Raw genomic sequence first — 18285 nt, forward strand, 5'->3', positions numbered from 1 at the left:
CGTGAACATCTCACGCAGGGACCGGCGGGTCATCCTGATTGGCGGCGTGATTGTTCTGCTGCTCGCGGCCGTCTGGTACGGGGTTCTGCCGCTGATTGAATATACCCGTCAGCTGGAGACCGACAAGAACCAGCTCGAAAGCGATCTGATCCGCAAAGCGGAGATCATCCGCCAAAAGGATGCCTACCAGCAGTCACTGGCCGGCCTGATGGCCGCTGAAGACCGCTTCCGGTCGATCATGATCGAGGGCACCGATCCCACCCAGGTGACATCCGAGCTGCACCGCGTGGTGAACACGCTGGCCGAGCAGCACGGCATCAGCGTCTCGCGGATCGACGCCTCCCTGAAGCCTGAGCGGTTCGACAGCGAAACGATCAAGCAGAATCCGTTCATGGGCAATTTCCTCAAACTGCGCGTGCGGGCTTCGCTCAAGTGCACTCCCGACAAGCTGATGGCGATGCTGGCGTCGATCGAAGGGCATCCGAAATTCCTTGCGGTGGAGCGTCTGGAGGTCCGGGCCTGGAACGTTCGACCCGACAAGGAGATCAATCCGGATATCGTCGTGATGACGCTGATCTTCAAACCGGACGAGAGCGGAGCCGACAAAAAGAAACCTTCCAGCCAGGCTCGCCTGGCCGGAAATCCCTCGGGAGGCCGATCATGAAACGACCCATCATTCTGGCCAATATCATCCTGATTCTGTGCATGGCGGGGCTGACCTACAAGCTTAAACTGGACTGGGATCGCTGGAATCAGCAGCACAACATGCAAAAGCTCATGGAGCGGGTCAAACCGCAGGCTCCGGAATCCACGGCAATCGACGTCCAGCCTGTCCGAACGGCGATCCCGGCGACCGAGTTGAGTTACATCTCCGACAACAACCTCTTCCACAAGGATCGCAACATGAACCTGCCGAAGGACGAGGATAAGGCGAAAGCCGTCATCCGCCTGAACAATCCCCCTGAGATCATGGGGGTCGTCGTCATCGAGGGCCGGAAGTATATACAAGCGCGGTCCTCGAAAGGCGGGGGCGAGGGCAATCGTGCCGTGCAACTCGGTGAAGGCGACAAATGGGAAAGCATCTGGCAACTCGACTCCATCCTCGACGACCGAATCGTACTCGTTTCCGGCGAAGCCCGCGAGGAAGTCCTGTTCCACGACCCCGGCAAGCGCCGGGTCCAGAAAGCGCCGGGCCCCAGTCAAGCAAAAGGAAAATCCGCCATCCTGACCATCGGGGGTTCGTCCGGCTCCTCATCGTCCAGCCGACCCGCGACCGCATCCGCCGCGGCCGACGTGACGCCGCCGAAAACGACTTCTGCTTCTGTATCCTCCCCGACAACCGAGCGAAGCCGCACCAGCAGCACCCGCGATTTCCTGAACCGTCGCTCCAGTTCGTCGCAACCCAGCAATCGAACCGGTGCGACAAGCACCAACTCGGCGCAGCGGAGCAGCTTCTTCCGCGCCGGCCAGCGCAGGCCGAATTAACCCGCGCCCATCGGTCAATCAAGTATAGGAGTTTTCATATGATGAATCGTGTGATCCTGATCCTGGCGCTCGGTGCACTCATTCAGTGTCTCCCCGCCGGTCCGGCGGCAGGGCCGGTCGCACCAGCCTGCCCGGGCGGAGTCGTCTTCGCGCAGGACTCCGAACCCCAGGAGGAGCAAACCGACACTCCCGCACCGAGAACAGCCGAAGATGTCAAGAAAAAACGGGAAGAGATGCAAAAGCGCCTGAACGCTATCCGCGCGCAGCGGTCTTCCCGGCAAAATCCACCCAAGGCCGGTGAGGCGGCACCACGACGCGCTCCGATTCCGATCGAGGCCCAGGCGATCCCTCCGGCCGAACAGGCTCAGCCACCCGACGGCCAAGAACCCAAGCCGGACGGCACCGGCGGAACCGCGGCCGCTACACCGACGCCGCCGGCACCAGCCAAGGCCAACATCACCGCGAAAGGCATCAGCTTGAAATACGACGACGTCGATCTGCTCGACTTCATCGATATCGTCGCCGGCATTCTGAACCTGAGTTACATCGTCGATCCGCAGGTCTCGGGCCGCGTCAGCATCAACATGAACTCGCCCGTCCCCCGGGAAGCCCTCTATGACATTTTCATCGACATCCTGCGAATCAACGGGGCGACAATCATCCGATCGGGTGATATCCATCATATCGTCCCCATCGAGGAGAGTCGGCAGTACCCGGCGGCTATCGAAAAAATCGATCCCGACTACACTTCCGAGGGCAATGATCTGACCACCGTCATCACCCCGATCGAGTTCATCCCGTCCGCTGACATCGCCAAGCTTCTGGATGAGTTCAAGACGGAAAAGACACTCATCATCAACTACGAAACCTACAACCTGCTGGTCCTGACCGACTTCAAGGACAATCTGCGCAAGCTTTTGCATATCATCAAGATCCTGGACGGCGGCTTTTTCGAAGTCAACAAAGTCGAGCTCATCCCCGTCAAGTTCAACAAGGCCGAGGACCTGGCCAAGGACTTGGAAGCGGTGTTCAACGCGGGTGGCTCCTCCAGCGGCATCCGATTCATCGCCGTCCCCCGCATGAACGCGGTCCTGGCGGTCTGCCGGTCCCCCCGCGCGCTTGAGGCCGTCTACAAGTGGGTGGAAAAACTGGACACGCCATCCTCCGGCGGCAACGAAACGTTCGTCTACAAGGTGGAGAATACGACCGCCACAAACATCGCCGATATCCTGGGTCAGCTGTTCGCCGACCAGGGCGCCCAGGTGGGCACTGTGTCGGCTCCTCAGCGGGCGATCCAGACCGGTGAGGGCGGAACGGAACGGTCCTCCGCCGGTGTGCCTTCCGGCGGCCAGATCATCAGCCCGCAGCTCAAGGGTACCATGCGCGGAAGCGAGCGTGGTCCGATCCAGGGTCTGTCCGGCGGCGTGAAAATCATCGTGGATGAACTCAACAACAACCTGATCATCCACGGCACCCAGGCCGATTACGAGTTTTTGCTGAAGACCATCAAAAAGCTGGATGTCCTTCCCCGTCAGGTGCTCATCGAGGCCAAGGTGATCCGGGTTGACCTGAGCGATTCACTTTCGATGGGTGTCAACTACTTTCTGCAGCAACGGTCCGGCACCTCCCCCCCCACCACGGGCTCCATCCAGTGGGGGGAAAGCGCTGGGCTGAACATCAGCTCCATCGCGGTGTTCGGTTCCCGTGAAATCAAGGCCCTGCTCGACACGCTGGAAACCATCTCCAAGATCCAGGTCCTGAACAGCCCGTCCGTTCTGGTGCTGGATGGCAACGAAGCCACGATCAGCGTCGGCACCGAGATCCCCATCGCCACGAGCACTTACACCAACCCGTGGGCGAACAATCAGGATCCGAATTACAACATCACCAACACGCAGATCCAGTACCGCTCCACGGGCGTCAACCTCAGCGTGTCGCCTCGGATCAGTGCCTCCGGAATCGTGACCCTGGAGATCGCCGTAGAGGTGAGCTCGCCCGGCGACAGCGCCGGCGGACTGGGCGGCTCCCCTCCGATCAACGCGTCCAACGTCAACTCCACGCTTGTGGTCGAAGACGGCAAGTCGGTCCTCATCGCCGGACTGATCAAGGAGGAGAACACCAACTCGCGCAGCGCCGTACCGTTGATCGGCCACGTGCCGATCTTCGGGTGGCTCTTCAGCTCGACGACCGTGTCGAAGGCACGGACAGAGCTCATCGTCATCCTGTCGCCCCGGGTGATCCACACGACCCAGGACGCCACCGCCGCCACGTATCAGGTCGTTGACACCCTTTCCAACATCAACAAGTATTTGAAGAAGAAATGGCCCCAGGGCCAGTTGGGCGTGCTCCGTGACACCTCGGACGCCGCTAAAAAGTTGGAAGAATCCCTGAAGGAAGGACACAAACCGGAACAGCCGGAACTCGAATCGGACGAATCAAAACAGGATACGCCGCCGCCGGCAGAGAAACCGCCGCAACCACCCGAGCCGCCGCCGGTAGAGAAACCGCCGCAACCACCCGAACCGCCACCTGATACAGCGGATCCGCCGGCCCGAGTCGGCTGATCGACACGCAAGCTGAAGACGCCTGACAGGGTCCCCCGGGACCCTGCTTTGTTTGCCGCAGAATTTAGCAACTTTTCGGGTGGTTTCTTATCTCTATCGTATGGATAATGTTGATCTGTGAAATTTTGTCCAACAAACTGCAGTAGCTTAAACCGTTGAATGCCCAAGACCTCCAGTCATTGATTCAGCAGGCTCAGGATGGCGACCGGGATGCGTGTCATCTGCTGTACCAGCATTTTGTCGCCCGAATCTTTAATTTTGTATTGGGCATGGTGCGCAGCCGGGAGGACGCGGAGGATGTCACCCAGGACGCTTTTGTCCAGGCATTCAATAACCTGCTCCACCTCAAGGATTTGGGCAAGTTTGAGCAGTGGTTGTACCGCATCGCCCGCAATGAAGTGTACCAGCGTTTCCGGCGCAGGAAGGTCCAAGAGGTGATGCTGGAGCCCGAGTCACTTCCCGCCGAAGAGGCCGGCGGAAGGCGCCCCACCAGCAATCCGGAAGAAGAGGTCCTGACGGTGGAACTGGAGCAGGTTATTCAGCGAACGCTCGCCGAACTGCCGCCGAAATTGCGTGAGGTGTTCATCTTGTCCGTGCTCCAGGAATTGAGCTACAAAGACATTGCGGACATCGTCGACCGTTCGCTCCTGTCGGTGAAGACGGATATTTATCGGGCTCGCGTTTTTGCCAAAGAGATGATTAAACGGTATTTGACCCAAGGTTAATGAAATGAATCGGCTGTCATTGCGCTATCGAATTCACTTCCTGGTCGGGGATACCCGGCTGGGTCGGAGTGTCTTCCGGCGTTTTGAGGAGTCGGCCGACATTCGGCAACTCCGACAAGACGAAGCGGACGTGGACGCTTTTTTCCAACAGCATTTTCGGGCAGCCGAACCGGCAACCGACATGTGGCCCCAGATCGCCCGCCGGCTGGACAAGCCGGGTGCACGTGCGGTTCCTTTCGCCGCTTCCCTTCGACCGGCATCCCGCACGATCCTGACCGCCGCTGCTGCCGTTCTGCTTGTCACCACACTGGTCCTGCTCACGCCCCGGTCCCCCGGCCCTTCGCGTCAGGAAATTCTGAGCGCCATCGACAGTCGTTACCAGACCATCTGGGCGGTTGACGCGGCCACACAGACAAACCCGTTCGACGGCAACGGCATCCTTGAAACCACCGCGGATGAAAATCCGTTCCAGACCGCAGGGGGCCCGGTCACAGCCAGCATGCGGCTTGACGAGAACCCGTTTCGGCGATTGATCCAACAGGATTAAGACTCAGGAGACTGACATATGGACGCTGCAACACAATTCCAAAGAACCGGCAAACGGATGCTTCTGTTTGTGATCGGTCTGATGATCTGTCTGACGAGCTACGGCCCGGCGGCTGCGGGTGATTCGGCCGCCGTCGACGCCAGGACCGTGAAACAGCTGTCCATTGCCGAGACGCAGCACGAGATCATCCAACTCCTGATTCAGAAGGGTGAATACGACAAGGCCATCGCCGAGCTGCAGGTGATTCTCGACCTCAATCTGCCGGTAGCCTTTGAAGAGGCGGTTTTCAAGGAAATCGTCATCGTAACCAAGAAGCTGTATGATTCGGGCCAAAAAGAGCACGCGTACCGGGTCCTGGAGCTTGGCTTCAATTCACTTAAAACAACGGATTTTCGCGCCCGCGTGTTGAACGTGAAAGCCGGTTTGCTGAAGCGTGACGGACGATTGGACGAAGCAATCCAAACCTACAAGCAGGAAGTCGAGCTGCGCGAGAAGAAAACCGGCAAATAGTCAAACCTGTTTCTCAGCCGACCGGATTTAAATTCCCAAAAATATTATTTTTTTCTTTACATAAATTTTTTTTGGTGTCAGAATAAAGTCGTTATATTAACCGGACGGGTCTTCTGTGACCACGAAACGACTGGTTGTCATCGCAAGTGTGATCCTGCTGACCGTGATCGTCAACGGCGGGCGCCCCTTCTCATTCCCGCATAACGGATCGGCACTGCCCCGGCACCACTTCGACGCGGTGGCCGTCAGTTCAGACCTCGGATCCACCGCTGAACAGTCGTTACATGCTGCCCTGCTTTTCCAACCTGTCCTTGATTTCCAGCACGTGGCCGGCCGTACCCCGCAGGACCGGCATCATTCGACTGGTTCCGTCGACGCCCCTTTGCGCATCGACCGTCCGATTGTCACCATCCCCAGCAAACCGTCCGCGGCGGGCCACACGCTCCCCACACTCGCCGCAAACCAACGCGCCAGCCAGATCCCGACCCGCATCGGAAACGTGCCCGACAGCTTCCTCTCCAGCGATTCGTCGGAAACCAATGAGCCGGTAGTGCCCATTGCCGTGCTGGCGACGCTGGTCAACGAAGATCCGTGGAACGGCGCCTTCGAGCCCAGCGACGACAATCCCTTCACCCAAGTGCTTCTGCAGACCGATCCCGAACCGGACAATCCGGCACACGATAACGGCAGCAGCGATGACGGTTCGGACGCCTCTGCTCATGCCGGCGACGAGTCATCGGGCGACGACGGCACCGACTCAGCTTCGGAAACCAGCGACACCGACATCGCATCCACGGTGGAATCATCCGAAGGCAACCCGGAGTTTGTCGTGTTCCACCGTTCGGCATCCGGTCAGACGGTCAGCCTGTTGACCCAGAGGATTGACGAGTGTCAGTTCAAGACGGACACCGGTGCTGTCCTACAGATCCAGTTGTGCGGCACCTTCCTGGATCGACGCGGCGCCCCCTGCTTCCTGCTGTTTGACGATTTCAACAATGACTATCTAACGGATGTCCTCAACATCCAACAATCCAATGGGTCGTGCCGGCTCTTCCTGAATACAGGGGCGGAACTTGCCCCCATGCGTCCGTTCACCCCGGACAACCGGCCCAAGTTCGGCACGCGTCTGCCCTTCTACGAACCAGGCAGCCGGCAGCTGATATTGTACGGCCCCGAGAACAACGTGCTCGACATCTATGAGGACTGGGGAGTCGGCCGATTCGAAATATCCGTCAGCATCCCGCTCGCGTTCAAGTACGATGGTATCGCCGCCTCGGATTTCAACGGTGACGGATTCAGCGATCTGGTCCTGCAGAATTTGAAGTACAACCGGGTGAACTATCTTCAGAACATCAGAGGGCAGGCTCTCCAGCTGTTGGCGACGCCGCCGTCTTTCTCCCCACCGACGTTGGTTCAGTTCTCTCCCTGGCCGGGTCGGTCTGTTGCCAAGTTCTGGTTGTGCGACTACAAGGATCAACTGATGATCTATCCGGTGATCAGCGGCCCCAGTCAGCTGGCGGCGTTGCTGAATCGTCTCGACGCGGACAATTGCCTGGTTGTCGGCGATTTCGATCAAGACAATCGCATCGACTTCGCCATCGGTCGGATCTCATTCTAACCGGGGCGTAATGGCCCAACTCCCCCGTGTATCCATCCTGATTCCTGTTTACAACGAAAAGGAGTCCTTTCCGGAGCTCCACCGCCGTCTCGTGACAGTCATGGCGGAGTATGGCGCCCCGTTTGAGATCATCTATGTCAACGACGGCAGCACTGACGGATCGGCGGAAGTCCTCGATGCCTGCTTTGCCGGCGACGCGCGCGTTCAGGTGATCCACTTCCGCCGGAACTTCGGCAAAGCCGCCGCCCTCTCCGCCGGCTTCTCAATCGCCCGTGGTGTGGAACTGATCACCTTGGACGCCGACCTGCAGGACCTGCCCGAGGAAATCCCTCGATTTCTCGACAAGCTCCATGAAGGCTACGACTTGATCAGCGGCTGGAAACACCCCCGACGCGATCCATTGAGCCGGCGGCTGGCGTCACGGATCTACAACCGGGTCACCCGGTTCCTTTCCGGAGTGCCGCTCCACGACATGAATTGCGGATTCAAGGCGTTCAGCCGGGAGGCCTCCCGCTCCCTGCGTCTCTACGGCGAGCTCCACCGGTACATCCCGGTCATCGTCCACAGCAAGGGATTCCGCGTGGGTGAAATCCAGATCGCGCACCACCCGCGCCGCTTCGGCCGATCCAAGTACGGTCTGTGGCGGTTCATCAGCGGGTTCTTCGACCTGATCACCGTGCTGATGCTGACCCGGTTCATCTCGCGTCCGCTGCACGTGTTCGGCTTGATCGGTTCCCTGGCTGTACTGGCCGGCGGCGGCACGTCTCTTTATTTGATCATCAGCCGGCTGTTCGGTGAATTCCTCAGCAACCGCCCACTGTTCTACCTGGCCCTGTCGGTGCTCATCGTCGGCGTCCAGCTGGTATTCTTCGGCCTGCTGGCCGAGATGATCGCCCACTCGCGTAACACCGAGGCGCACTACTCGATCCGGGAACACAAGCATCACCAGCCGCCCATTGTCGAGGACGACCCTTGACCCTGGGCATTCTCGGCCCCTTCCCGCCGTTCCGCGGCGGTATCGCCACATTCAACGTCCACCTCTGGACTGAATTGCACAGACGGACGCACTGTTTCGCCTGGAATTACCGGCGGCTGTATCCGCGGCTGGTTTTCCCCGGCCAAACTCAGCTTGACGAGAGCCGTGTACCATTCCAAGTGCCGGCCGAAGCCGTGTTCGATCCGTTCCGGCCCTGGCACTGGCCGGCCGGTCTGCACGCCATCGACTGTTCAATGCCCCGCGCCCTGATCGTAGCGGTCTGGACGCCGCTGTTCGCTCCATCGCTGGCACTGTTCCTGAATCGTCTGCGGCGACGCACCCGGATTCCCCTGGCCGCCGTCTGCCACAACATGCAGCCCCACGAGCGCATTCCACTGGGCGGAATATTTCAGCGCCGGCTGCTCCGGACCATGGACACGGTGATCGTCCACTGCCGGCGCGACCAGGCAGCGCTCGCCGACGCACACCATGGACAATCCGTGATCGCCCTGTACCATCCGCTCTACGAGCAATTCCCCGGTCCCGCCGATCTCGACCGGAACGACGCGCGCGCCCGACTGGGTCTGGCGGATGCCACGCACCGGCTCATCCTGTTCTTCGGCCTGGTACGTCCATACAAAGGACTGGATGTGTTGCTGAAGGCGTTCCGAATGCTGTCCGCCACCGATCCGGACGTGCGCCTCCTGGTGGCGGGCGAATTCTACGAAAAACCCGAACGCTTTGAACCGTTGCTGGGCGAGCTCGTCCGCAGCGGGCGGCTTTTCCTGCGAGATCGGTTCATCCCCAACGAGGAGGTTCATCTCCATTTCCGGGCTGCCGATCTGGTGGTCCTGCCCTACCGCCACGCTACCCAGAGCGGGATCATTCCGCTGGCCTACCAGTTCTGTCGCGGCGTTGTGAGCACCCGGGTAGGCGGTCTGGACGAGATGGTTGCAGACGGGGAATCCGGCTATCTCGTTCCGCCGGATGATCCGGCCGCGCTGGCCGAAGCTATCCGGCGGTTTTTGGCTCGGCAAGCCGATATCGAATCGCACGTTCCCGGATTTGCGGACCGGTTCCGCTGGCCCGGCTATGTCGACGCCCTGCTGGCCGCCCTCCCGACGCCACCGAACATCCCCTGATCCACCGCTTGCAATCCCCGCTCCATCCGTTATAATTGTCAGTTTCATTTGACCGGGACGTCATCTATGAACGGTTACATCGACCTACACCTGCACTCAACCTTCTCTGACGGCGTGCTCACACCCGCCCAACTTGTTCATCACGCGCTTGACGCCCACCTCCGGGCCATCGCCATCACGGACCACGACACAGTGGACGGGAACACCGAAGCCCTGGCCGAGGGGCAAGCCCGGGGACTCGAGGTGATCCCCGGCGTGGAGCTGTCCATCGCCTATCCCCGAGGCGAGCTGCACATCCTGGGATACTATGTGGATCATCTCGATCCGGCCCTGCATGAGGAGTTACAGCGGCTGCGCGAATACCGGCGGCGGCGCAATCCCCAGATCATCCGCAAGCTGGCCGAACTGGGCATGGAGCTGAATCTTGAGGCGATCCGGGCGAAGATCAACAATGGCAACGTGGGTCGTCCCCACATCGCCGCCGCGATGGTGGAGTGCGGGTACGTCCGATCGGTCAAGGAAGCGTTCAACCGGTACCTGCGCAAGGATGGACCGGCCTATGTGCCCAAGGAGATGCTCTCCGCGCCCGAAGGCATCCAATTGGTGCGGCGGTTCGGCGGTGTTCCCGTACTGGCCCACCCCCTCACCCTGGAAATCCAGGATCCCGCTGAGCTGGCCGACTTCCTGAGCCAGCTCAAAGCGGACGGGTTGGGCGGTATCGAAGCATACTACCTGTCGGACAACCGTTGTCCGGTGGAGCTCTACCGGGAAATCGCCCAGCGTCTGGATCTCTGTCTCACCGGCGGCAGCGATTTCCACGGTCCCGTCAAGCCCGAAGTGGCCATCGGCACCGGCCGCGGCAAGACCCGCCTCCCCTACCATCTCGTGGAAGAACTCAAGTCGCGCCGCCCCCCCGCCCCGGCCGCCGTGACAACCGGCATCGGCGGATCATCCGCCCGGCTGAACCTCTGAGACCTCCCCCCACCGCCCGAGCAGCTGGATTTCCCGTTCCAACTCAAGCCCTGTCCGATCCCGCACCGCCTGCTCCATGGCCCGGATCAGCGCCAGCACATCGCAGGCGGAGGCGGCTCCACGGTTGATGATGAAATTGGCGTGGCGCGAAAAGACCTCGGCATCACCTATCCGCGTGCCTTTGAGACCGCAGGACTCGATGATCTTCCCGGAGGGCGTGCCGGTCCGGTAATCATTCTTGAAGATGCAGCCTGCGTTGGGGAACAGGAACTGGCCCATCGCCTCCCGCCGGCGCTGAAAATCGGACATCGCCTCGCGGAGGTGCCCACGATCGGCCCCGGCCTCCATCCGGAGATCCACCTCGGCCACCCATACCCCGCCCGCCTGGAAACGCGAGCGCTTGTACGCAAACTCGCATGCGGCCGCTTCAAACGTCACCTCATGTCCCGCCCGGTCCACTCCGTGCACGCAGCGGACAACGTCGCCGATGGAGCGTTCGTAGCAGCGCGCGTTCATGAACACGGCGCCCCCGAGCGAGCCCGGCATGCCGTGGAAATTTTGCAGTCCGGCCAGCCCGCGCTCGGCGCAGAACTCGCACAGGTCGCTCATCCCGACACCAGCCTCCGCTCGGACTTCGGCGCCGCTGATCTCCACCCGGCGCATCGCCGTGGTCACGATTACTGCGCCATCCACCCCGGCATCCGCGACCAGCACATTGGACCCGCCCCCGAGGATGGTCAGCGGCAGGTCCTGGTCGATGGCCCAGCGGACCGCCGCCACAAATCCACGGGCACTGTCCGGCAGGAGCAGCCAGTCCGCTGGGCCGCCGATCCGAAACGTCGTATAGGGCGCCAGTGGTTCCCGCCGCCGGAATGGCACCGGAACACCCACCTGTTGCTCATTCATGCTACGCCTCCCGCGCGCGGTCATCTTACCACCACTGGAGCCGCGGGGAAAGGGCGGGCGGCTGTGCTATAATGTGGGTTTTCATGCCGACTCCGGTGAGGAGCGTTCCATGCCCCCAGTGCACCGACACCAGCTGCCCAACGGCCTCACCGTCTTGGTGATCGTGGACCACCGCCTGCCTGTCGTCTGCAGCACCATCTGGTACCGCGTCGGCACCCGAGACGAGCCCAAGAACCAGACGGGGATCGCCCACTTTCTGGAACACATGATGTTCAAGGGGACGCCCCGCTTTCCCAAGGGCCGCATCGACGCCATCAGCCTCCAGCGGGGCGGCAACAACAACGCCTTCACCTCATACGACTGCACCGGCTACTATTTCACCTTCGCCGCGGACCGCTGGGATGTGGCCCTGGACATCGAGGCCGACCGGATGCGACACCTGAACCTGGATCCGGCCGAATTCGAGGCGGAGCGGCAGGTCGTGCTCGAGGAACTGACCATGGGCGAAGATCACCCCTGGGAGTTCCTGCGGCGCAACGTCCGGGCGTTGGCCTACTCGCGACATCCGTACCGCCACCCGATCATCGGCTGGCCCGAGGACGTAGCGGCACTGACGGTGGAGCAGATGCGGGCCTTCCACCAGCGACACTACCAGCCGGGAAACGCCGTGCTGGTCGTAGCCGGCGATCTGAAACCCACCGACACGTTCCGGCGCATCGAAGACCGCTTCGGCCCGATCCCCGGCCGACCGACGCCGTTGGCCGTCCTGTCGCCGGACGGCCCCCCCGAAGGCCGGGTTCGCTTTGCGGCCTCCCGACCGGTTCACGTAAGCCGACTGTACATCGCGTTCCACGCACCGTCGGTCCGCCATCGCGGGATCTACGCCGCCCACCTGCTGTCCTACATCCTGGGCGAAGGCAAAACCAGCCGTCTGTACCGCCGGCTGGTGGAAGGCGATCGGACGGCCACCTCCGCCGCCATCCACTTTGAAGACATGCTGGACCCGGCGCTGCTGGGCGTGGCGGTCCAGCTCAAGTCCGGCGTCGCCCCTGCCGTTGTGGAGACTGCCGTGTTCGAGGAGCTCGACCGGTTGCGCACCGACGGCGTCACGCCGCTTGAACTGGCTCGCGCGCGACGTCAGCTCACCGCTGACACCGTTTTTGACCAGGAAGACGTCTCCAGCCTGGCGATCAATTACGGCATGTACGAGTGCATCGCCGGTTATCGCTACTACGAGCAATTCCTGGAGCGGGCCCGCCGGATAAGGGCGGTCGACATCCTGGCCGCCGCCAGGGAAATCCTCAACCCGGCGGCCTGTGTGGTGGGCTGCCTGGAGGAATCGCGGGGCGTTTCGGTCGGCACCGAGGAGGAGTCGGTGGACGAACCGCTGGAGCTGCCCGACCTGCGCCAGGGTTACCGCTTGCCTGCGACGCCAGCCGTGACCCGGGTGGTGGCCGGTCGATGCACGGGCAGCGGACCCGCCGTCCGGCTGCCCATTGAATCCCACCGACTGGCCAACGGCCTGACGGTGCTGGTGTGTCCGCAACGTCACATCCCCGCCGTCCTGCTGGGCGGCGTGGTTCAGGTGGGCAGCCGGGAGGACCGACCCGGCGCGGAGGGACTGGCCCATCTTGTCGCCGGAATGCTGGACGAGGGAACGCCGGCTCATGATTACCGCCACATCGCCGAGTTGGTGGATGGCCTCGGCGGCACCCTCGAGACGTTCAGCAACCGGGAGTCGTCGGGACTGATCTTAAAACTGCTTAAAACGGATTTCACGACAGGTTTGGATCTGCTGGACGAGCTCCTCAACGAGTCTCACTTTCCCTCGGACCGTCTAGAACTGTCTCGCTCGCAGCTGCTGACCCACGTCGCCGCTCTGGACGACCGCCCCGACTATGTCGGCTCGCGGGAGTTCAACCGCGTGGTCTTCCACGGCACGGCTCTGGCCCACCCGGTCCACGGCTGGCCGGACACGATTCGAAGCTTCTCCCGCGCCCAGCTTCGCCGCTTCCATCGCCGTCACTATACGCCGGCGAACACCATCGTCCTAGTCGCCGGAGATGTGGATCCCGCCCGGGCGCTGCGCGAAGTGGCGGCGCGCTGGCGGAAGCGGCCCGCCGGGATCCGGCCGCCCCGGCCGATCATATCCGTCAAACGCCAGCTCCGGCGCGTCGAGCGGACGGTCATGGTCGCCGATAAAGAGCAACTGCACATCTTCCTCGGGCACCTCGGCATCGCCCGATCCTGTCCGGAGTTCTACCCGCTGCTGCTGCTGGACATCATCCTCGGCGGCGGCCCCGGCTTCACCTCCCGCATCCCCCGCAAGCTGCGCGACGAGATGGGGCTGGCCTACACCACGTACGCCACCATCACCGCCACCGCCGGCATCGATCCGGGGCGGTTTCTTGCTTATATCGCCACGTCACCCCGACACCGCAACGCAGCCGTCCGCGGCATCCTGGACGAGATCCGGGCTGTTCGGGAACAGCGGGTGAGCCGGGCTGAGCTGCAAGCTGCCAAAGACTACCTGACCGGCAGCTTCGTGTTCAATTTCGAAAACATGGGACTGATCGTCAACTACATGCTCACCGCGTGGATGCATGGACTCGGCGTTGACTACTCCGAGCGTTTCCCCGCGCTGGTCGAGGCGGTCACCGCCGCGGACGTCCAGGCCGCCGCCCGGGCGCATCTGGATCCGGACCATGTGACAATCGTGGAAGTCAGGCCGAAGTCGCGGACAGGTAAGCTCCGGGCACGAGATAATTAATCACATACTCCCGGACGGCCGCCTCGAGCGGCGTGCCGCTCTCGTTCCAGCCGGCCTGCCGCAGGCGGGCCAACTCCGCCTGGGTGAAGTACTGGTAGCGCTCGCGCAGCTCCTCCGGCATGTCGATGTACTCAATCCGCGGCGGGCGGTCCAGCGCCGCAAAGATGGCCCGGGCCAGATCGTTCCAGGTGCGAGCCGCGCCGCTCCCCACGTTCAGGATGCCCGTCACACCGGGATGGTCGAGGCAGAACAGGGTCATCGCCACCGCGTCTTTCAGGTAGATGAAATCCCGCTTCTGCTCGCCGTCGGCGAACTCCGGCCGGTGGGAGCGGAACAGCCGGATCGCCCCGGTGGCGCGGATCTGCTCGTAGGCCTTCAGCACGACGCTCCGCATCTCCCCCTTGTGGTACTCATTGGGACCGAAGACGTTGAAGTATTTCAGGCCGGTGATCGTCTGTAGCAGTCCCGCCCGCCAGGCCCATAGGTCGAACAAGTGCTTGGAATAGCCGTACATGTTGAGCGGTTCCAGGTCGGGCAGCGACTCCTCCCGATCGGCGTACCCACGGGAGCCGTCCCCGTATGTGGCCGCACTGGAGGCATAAATGAAGCGGATGCCCCGTTCCACGGCGAAGGCGGCCAGATGCTTCGTGTACTCGAAATTGTTGCGGACGAGGTAGCCGGCATCTCGTTCCGTCGTGTCGGAACAGGCGCCCAGGTGGATGATCGCCCGAATTCCGGCCGGAGTCTGCCCCTGCAGGATCCGCTCCAGAAACGCATCCTTCTCCTGATAATCGGCGAAATGCAGTCCGCGCAGATTCCGCCAGCGGTCATCGGTACCGAGGCTGTCTACAGCCAGAATCCGCTCCTCGCCCCGCCGATTCAGCGCCCAGACGACGCCGCTGCCGATCATCCCCGCCGCGCCGGTCACTACGATCATCACCGCCTCCGTTTCGGGGTTGCCGACGCCTGCCATCTTATCCTATTTCCGGATCCTTGCCAACACGGCCGGGACGGCTGGCCGGCGCCCACTTTACAGCTTGCATCCGCCCCAGTCTGTGCTAACATTGGCGGCTTACAGACTGGTCCGCAAGGGAGAAGACGGAGGATGAACTACCTCGAAGCAGCTCTGAAGATCCTGGAAGAAGCCGGTCGCCCCCTCACCTCACAACAGATCACGATAACCGCTTTGGAGCGGGATTGGATCGAACCGCAGGGGCCCGAGCCCTCCTCGATCATGAATGTGCTGATCATGCAGGATCTGAAATCCCGCGGTGTGCGTTCCGATTTTTCCCGGGTGAGCCCCGGCACCTATACCCTGCGCAAACTGGTGTATAAGAACGCGCCCGAAGTGGAGGATCCGCCTCCGCCGCGGTCGGTGCCCGCGCATGCCGACAGGCCCCGCCATGCCCCCCGTGCCGACAAGCAGCGGTCGGAGGGACACCGCTCCCAGCCCAATCGTCCGGCGTCCGGCAATCGCGAGATGGTGAACCGTCCCCAGCGGCAGCACGGCGGGCAGTCCCGCCCGCACCCGACCATGAAGCGCCCTGAGCCGGCTCGCGCCGCCGGCGGACCGACCGTGGACAGCAAGGAGCTGTGGGAGCTGATGGAAGCACTGGGCACGGTGATGGGGTATAAGGTGCTGCCCGTACGCCTCGCGGACAAGACGACCAACTGCATGGGCTGGCACATCGGCGGCAACCCGGAGCTGGCCTACATTCTCTGGGTCGTTGAAGGCACTGACATGAACCAGGGGATCCGGGAGCTGATCGGCTTGAACTACCACAAGGTGATGATCATGGCCGATGACGACAATCTGGCGGCCGCCCAGCAATTCATCGAAGGGCATGCCGACCGCGACAAGATCGGCCTCGTGTCTCTCCGGGTGTTGCGCGACCAGGCCCGCGCCGGCACCCAGTACATGGAGTTTTATAACACCTTGTGCGATTGCCGGCCGCTGGGCGACCGGAAGACCCCTCTCGTATCCTGAAGCTGACTACAGCCGGCTCTGTGCCTCGGGGGCCGCTCGCCGATGCGCCCGCCAGACCAGCCAGAACGCCTCGGCGGCCGAGTACGCATACACAACCCCAAAAGCCAGACAGGTCACCAGGAACCGCGTCCGGTTCCGCGCCATGACCTGATGGGTGATGTCCAGGGACAGGCTCAACATGCCGGCCGGGTCCAGCGGCGGTTCCGCCGGTACCAAGGTCAGGACATCCAGGCAGGCCGCCACCAGGAACACTGCAAGGATGCCGATCGCGAGTCCTCCTTGAATGAAGCCGGCCAGCCGGCGGCCCAGGTTCCATTGCCCCAACCCGGGACACACCAGCAGCGAGAGCAGCACCGGGGTCCACGGCCAGCGCGATTTCGGCTGAGTTGTTGCCGATGGTGTCAAGAGCGCCCCTCCTGCAGGCTGTCCGGCCTCATTCCCGGAACGGGACCGCGTCATGAGGCAGACTCCCTCGCGGCGCCCGCAGATACGCGAAGGGGGATTCGTGAAGGAAATTGGACACCCGCGAGGTGTAGACATCGGCATAGTGCTCCACCTGGCGGGCGAGCAGACTCTTGTCGTTGCCGGCCCGCATGAGCAGCCCCCACGTGTGGTTGCGCAACTCGCCGCTCTCCCTGGCCAGCGGGCCGATCTGGTCGTCGAGTGCCTCCAGCCGGCTGCGCAGGGAGCCGATTTCCGACCGCAGCCGCTGGGGATCGGCGACCGGCGCCGGTCCGTAGGCCAACTCGGCCCGTTGCAACTGGGTCCGCAGTTGGGCATGGCGGTGCTCCAGCGCGATTTTAGCCTCCATGAGCTGAACCAGCTGGTTCTGATGCTGCTGGAAGGCGGACAGGGCGGTCAGTTCTCCCTCAAGCTCCCGCAGGATGAGGGCGGTCCGCCAGCGCATGATGTCTTTGGACACGTGGACGTCGGTGAAGATGTGATCGCCGACGAACAGAATCTCCTCGCCGGACACGCCGAGATACGCTTCGACCTGCCGGGCGTCACCCCCCACATACACGCCGGGCCTGCAGATCCCGCCCGGACACGGCTTCAGCAAACCGTCCGGGGTGGCCAGCTCGAACAACGGCATCCGATGGCTGAAGAAATCGGGTTTACGGGCGGACAGGATCACCAGTTCGAACAAGTCGCGCCACGTCTGCCCGGCCGGCAGGTGCCGGTCGAGGGCGTGGGCCATGATCCGCTGGGTGTAGGACCACTCGGAGTTGGTGATGAGCAGAAGCCGTTTGCCCGCCTTGAGCTGGTCCAGCAGAGTCAGGACCAATTCCGGATCCGCCTCGACGAACTGCTCCGGGCGGCTCAGGATCTCGGCCTTCAACTCCCCCTCCATGTGCGCCTCATCCAGGCACCGCTTGACCTCCCGGTACAGGTCGGCGTAGCCGATCGCACCCGGTAGCAGCCCCCGGTCGAGGCGGTCCACCAGCTGGGCGTACATGGACGCCTCGGATAACGAGAACAGCGTGTTCAGGAACACGAAGCGGCGGTCCGACAGCTCGACCTCCGTCCGGCCGTACACCTCGCGCTGGACGTCGAACGGCATCGGCCGGGTTCCGTGGCAGGCGCGGGTTACGTAGCCGAATCGGTTGGCCTTGATCAGGTTGCCCAGCTTCGTGTCGATCAGGAGACCGCGGATGACCTGTTCCGGGTTGAACCGCACGTCGTCGACCGGCCAGCCAAGATCCGCCAGCTTGTCCCTGAGCGCCAAAAACGCCCGCTGCTCCCACGCCTCGACCTGGTAGTGCACCAGGGTGTAATCCATATCGTATCCCACGGCCCGGATGCTGCGCAGGTTCAGCGTGCGGTTGCAGTAAACCCGCCGTTCCGGCGGAGGCATGGCGAAGATGTTTTCAGGGATGGTCATGACGGATTCCCGGGGCGGCAGGCCGGCGGTGCGGCGCAGTCGGCGCACGGCGCGGCCACTTGGTCCGGGTCTCGGAAATCGGCCGGATCACTTGGTCTGCCGCATTTTGTCGACGTCGCCGGCGTGGAAGAAATGAAGCTCCAGCTGCGGATCGTTCATCAACGTGTGCGGCATCCGCGCCACCTCGCGGGTGACTTCACG

General features: G+C 62.4%; 16 protein-coding genes. 12 read left to right on the plus strand and 4 right to left on the minus strand.

The window, feature by feature from the left end; all coding sequences use genetic code 11:
• The first annotated feature begins 1 nt into the window (after position 1).
• From GX414_09665 to GX414_09710, 10 genes are all read left to right on the plus strand, one after another.
• Positions 2-664 carry a hypothetical protein gene (locus GX414_09665; GenBank protein ID NLI47361.1) on the plus strand — a complete coding sequence of 221 codons (663 nt, stop codon included), beginning with the start codon at positions 2-4 and terminating at the stop codon, positions 662-664.
• Positions 665-705: 41 nt separating this feature from the next.
• Complete coding sequence (locus GX414_09670) at positions 706-1485, plus strand: hypothetical protein (protein ID NLI47362.1); 780 nt, start codon at positions 706-708, stop codon at positions 1483-1485.
• 38 nt (positions 1486-1523) lie between these two features.
• Complete coding sequence (gene gspD / locus GX414_09675; GenBank protein ID NLI47363.1) at positions 1524-4049, plus strand: type II secretion system secretin GspD; 2526 nt, start codon at positions 1524-1526, stop codon at positions 4047-4049.
• A gap of 155 nt (positions 4050-4204) precedes the next feature.
• Complete coding sequence (locus GX414_09680) at positions 4205-4774, plus strand: RNA polymerase sigma factor (GenBank protein ID NLI47364.1); 570 nt, start codon at positions 4205-4207, stop codon at positions 4772-4774.
• Between the two features lie 130 nt (positions 4775-4904).
• Positions 4905-5321, plus strand: coding sequence for a hypothetical protein (locus GX414_09685; protein NLI47365.1), 417 nt, complete (start codon positions 4905-4907; stop codon positions 5319-5321).
• A gap of 18 nt (positions 5322-5339) precedes the next feature.
• Complete coding sequence (locus GX414_09690) at positions 5340-5831, plus strand: hypothetical protein (protein NLI47366.1); 492 nt, start codon at positions 5340-5342, stop codon at positions 5829-5831.
• A gap of 115 nt (positions 5832-5946) precedes the next feature.
• Positions 5947-7449, plus strand: a complete 1503-nt coding sequence (locus GX414_09695) for a hypothetical protein (GenBank protein NLI47367.1) — start codon at positions 5947-5949, stop codon at positions 7447-7449.
• A 10-nt stretch (positions 7450-7459) separates the two neighbouring features.
• Positions 7460-8425 carry a glycosyltransferase family 2 protein gene (locus tag GX414_09700; GenBank protein NLI47368.1) on the plus strand — a complete coding sequence of 322 codons (966 nt, stop codon included), beginning with the start codon at positions 7460-7462 and terminating at the stop codon, positions 8423-8425.
• On the plus strand, positions 8422-9567 hold the full coding sequence (locus tag GX414_09705; GenBank protein ID NLI47369.1) for a glycosyltransferase: 1146 nt from the start codon (positions 8422-8424) through the stop codon (positions 9565-9567). Before GX414_09700 ends, GX414_09705 begins: the two co-directional genes overlap by 4 nt.
• Positions 9568-9633: 66 nt before the next feature.
• A complete protein-coding gene (locus GX414_09710) occupies positions 9634-10539 on the plus strand; it encodes a PHP domain-containing protein (protein ID NLI47370.1) in 906 nt (301 codons plus the stop codon).
• Here GX414_09710 and murB read toward each other — a convergent pair.
• Positions 10516-11445, minus strand: a complete 930-nt coding sequence (gene murB, locus GX414_09715) for a UDP-N-acetylmuramate dehydrogenase (GenBank protein NLI47371.1) — start codon at positions 11443-11445, stop codon at positions 10516-10518. The genes GX414_09710 and murB overlap by 24 nt on opposite strands.
• Positions 11446-11554: 109 nt before the next feature.
• On the opposite strand from murB, the gene GX414_09720 reads away from it, so the two are divergent.
• On the plus strand, positions 11555-14215 hold the full coding sequence (locus GX414_09720; GenBank protein NLI47372.1) for an insulinase family protein: 2661 nt from the start codon (positions 11555-11557) through the stop codon (positions 14213-14215).
• On the opposite strand, the gene rfaD is transcribed toward GX414_09720, so the two are convergent.
• Complete coding sequence (gene rfaD / locus GX414_09725) at positions 14169-15152, minus strand: ADP-glyceromanno-heptose 6-epimerase (protein ID NLI47373.1); 984 nt, start codon at positions 15150-15152, stop codon at positions 14169-14171. The genes GX414_09720 and rfaD overlap by 47 nt on opposite strands.
• A 168-nt stretch (positions 15153-15320) precedes the next feature.
• Between rfaD and GX414_09730 the strand changes: the two genes are divergently transcribed.
• Positions 15321-16202, plus strand: coding sequence for a hypothetical protein (locus GX414_09730; GenBank protein NLI47374.1), 882 nt, complete (start codon positions 15321-15323; stop codon positions 16200-16202).
• A gap of 6 nt (positions 16203-16208) precedes the next feature.
• Here the strand turns inward: GX414_09730 and GX414_09735 are convergent, their stop codons facing one another.
• Positions 16209-16607 carry a hypothetical protein gene (locus tag GX414_09735; protein NLI47375.1) on the minus strand — a complete coding sequence of 133 codons (399 nt, stop codon included), beginning with the start codon at positions 16605-16607 and terminating at the stop codon, positions 16209-16211.
• Between the two features lie 28 nt (positions 16608-16635).
• Positions 16636-18084: an HAD-IG family 5'-nucleotidase gene (locus GX414_09740; GenBank protein NLI47376.1), complete on the minus strand. Its 1449-nt coding sequence runs from the start codon at positions 18082-18084 to the stop codon at positions 16636-16638.
• Positions 18085-18285 lie beyond the last annotated feature (201 nt).

It is taken from the genome of Acidobacteriota bacterium (assembly GCA_012517875.1).
Taxonomy (GTDB): domain Bacteria; phylum Acidobacteriota; class JAAYUB01; order JAAYUB01; family JAAYUB01; genus JAAYUB01.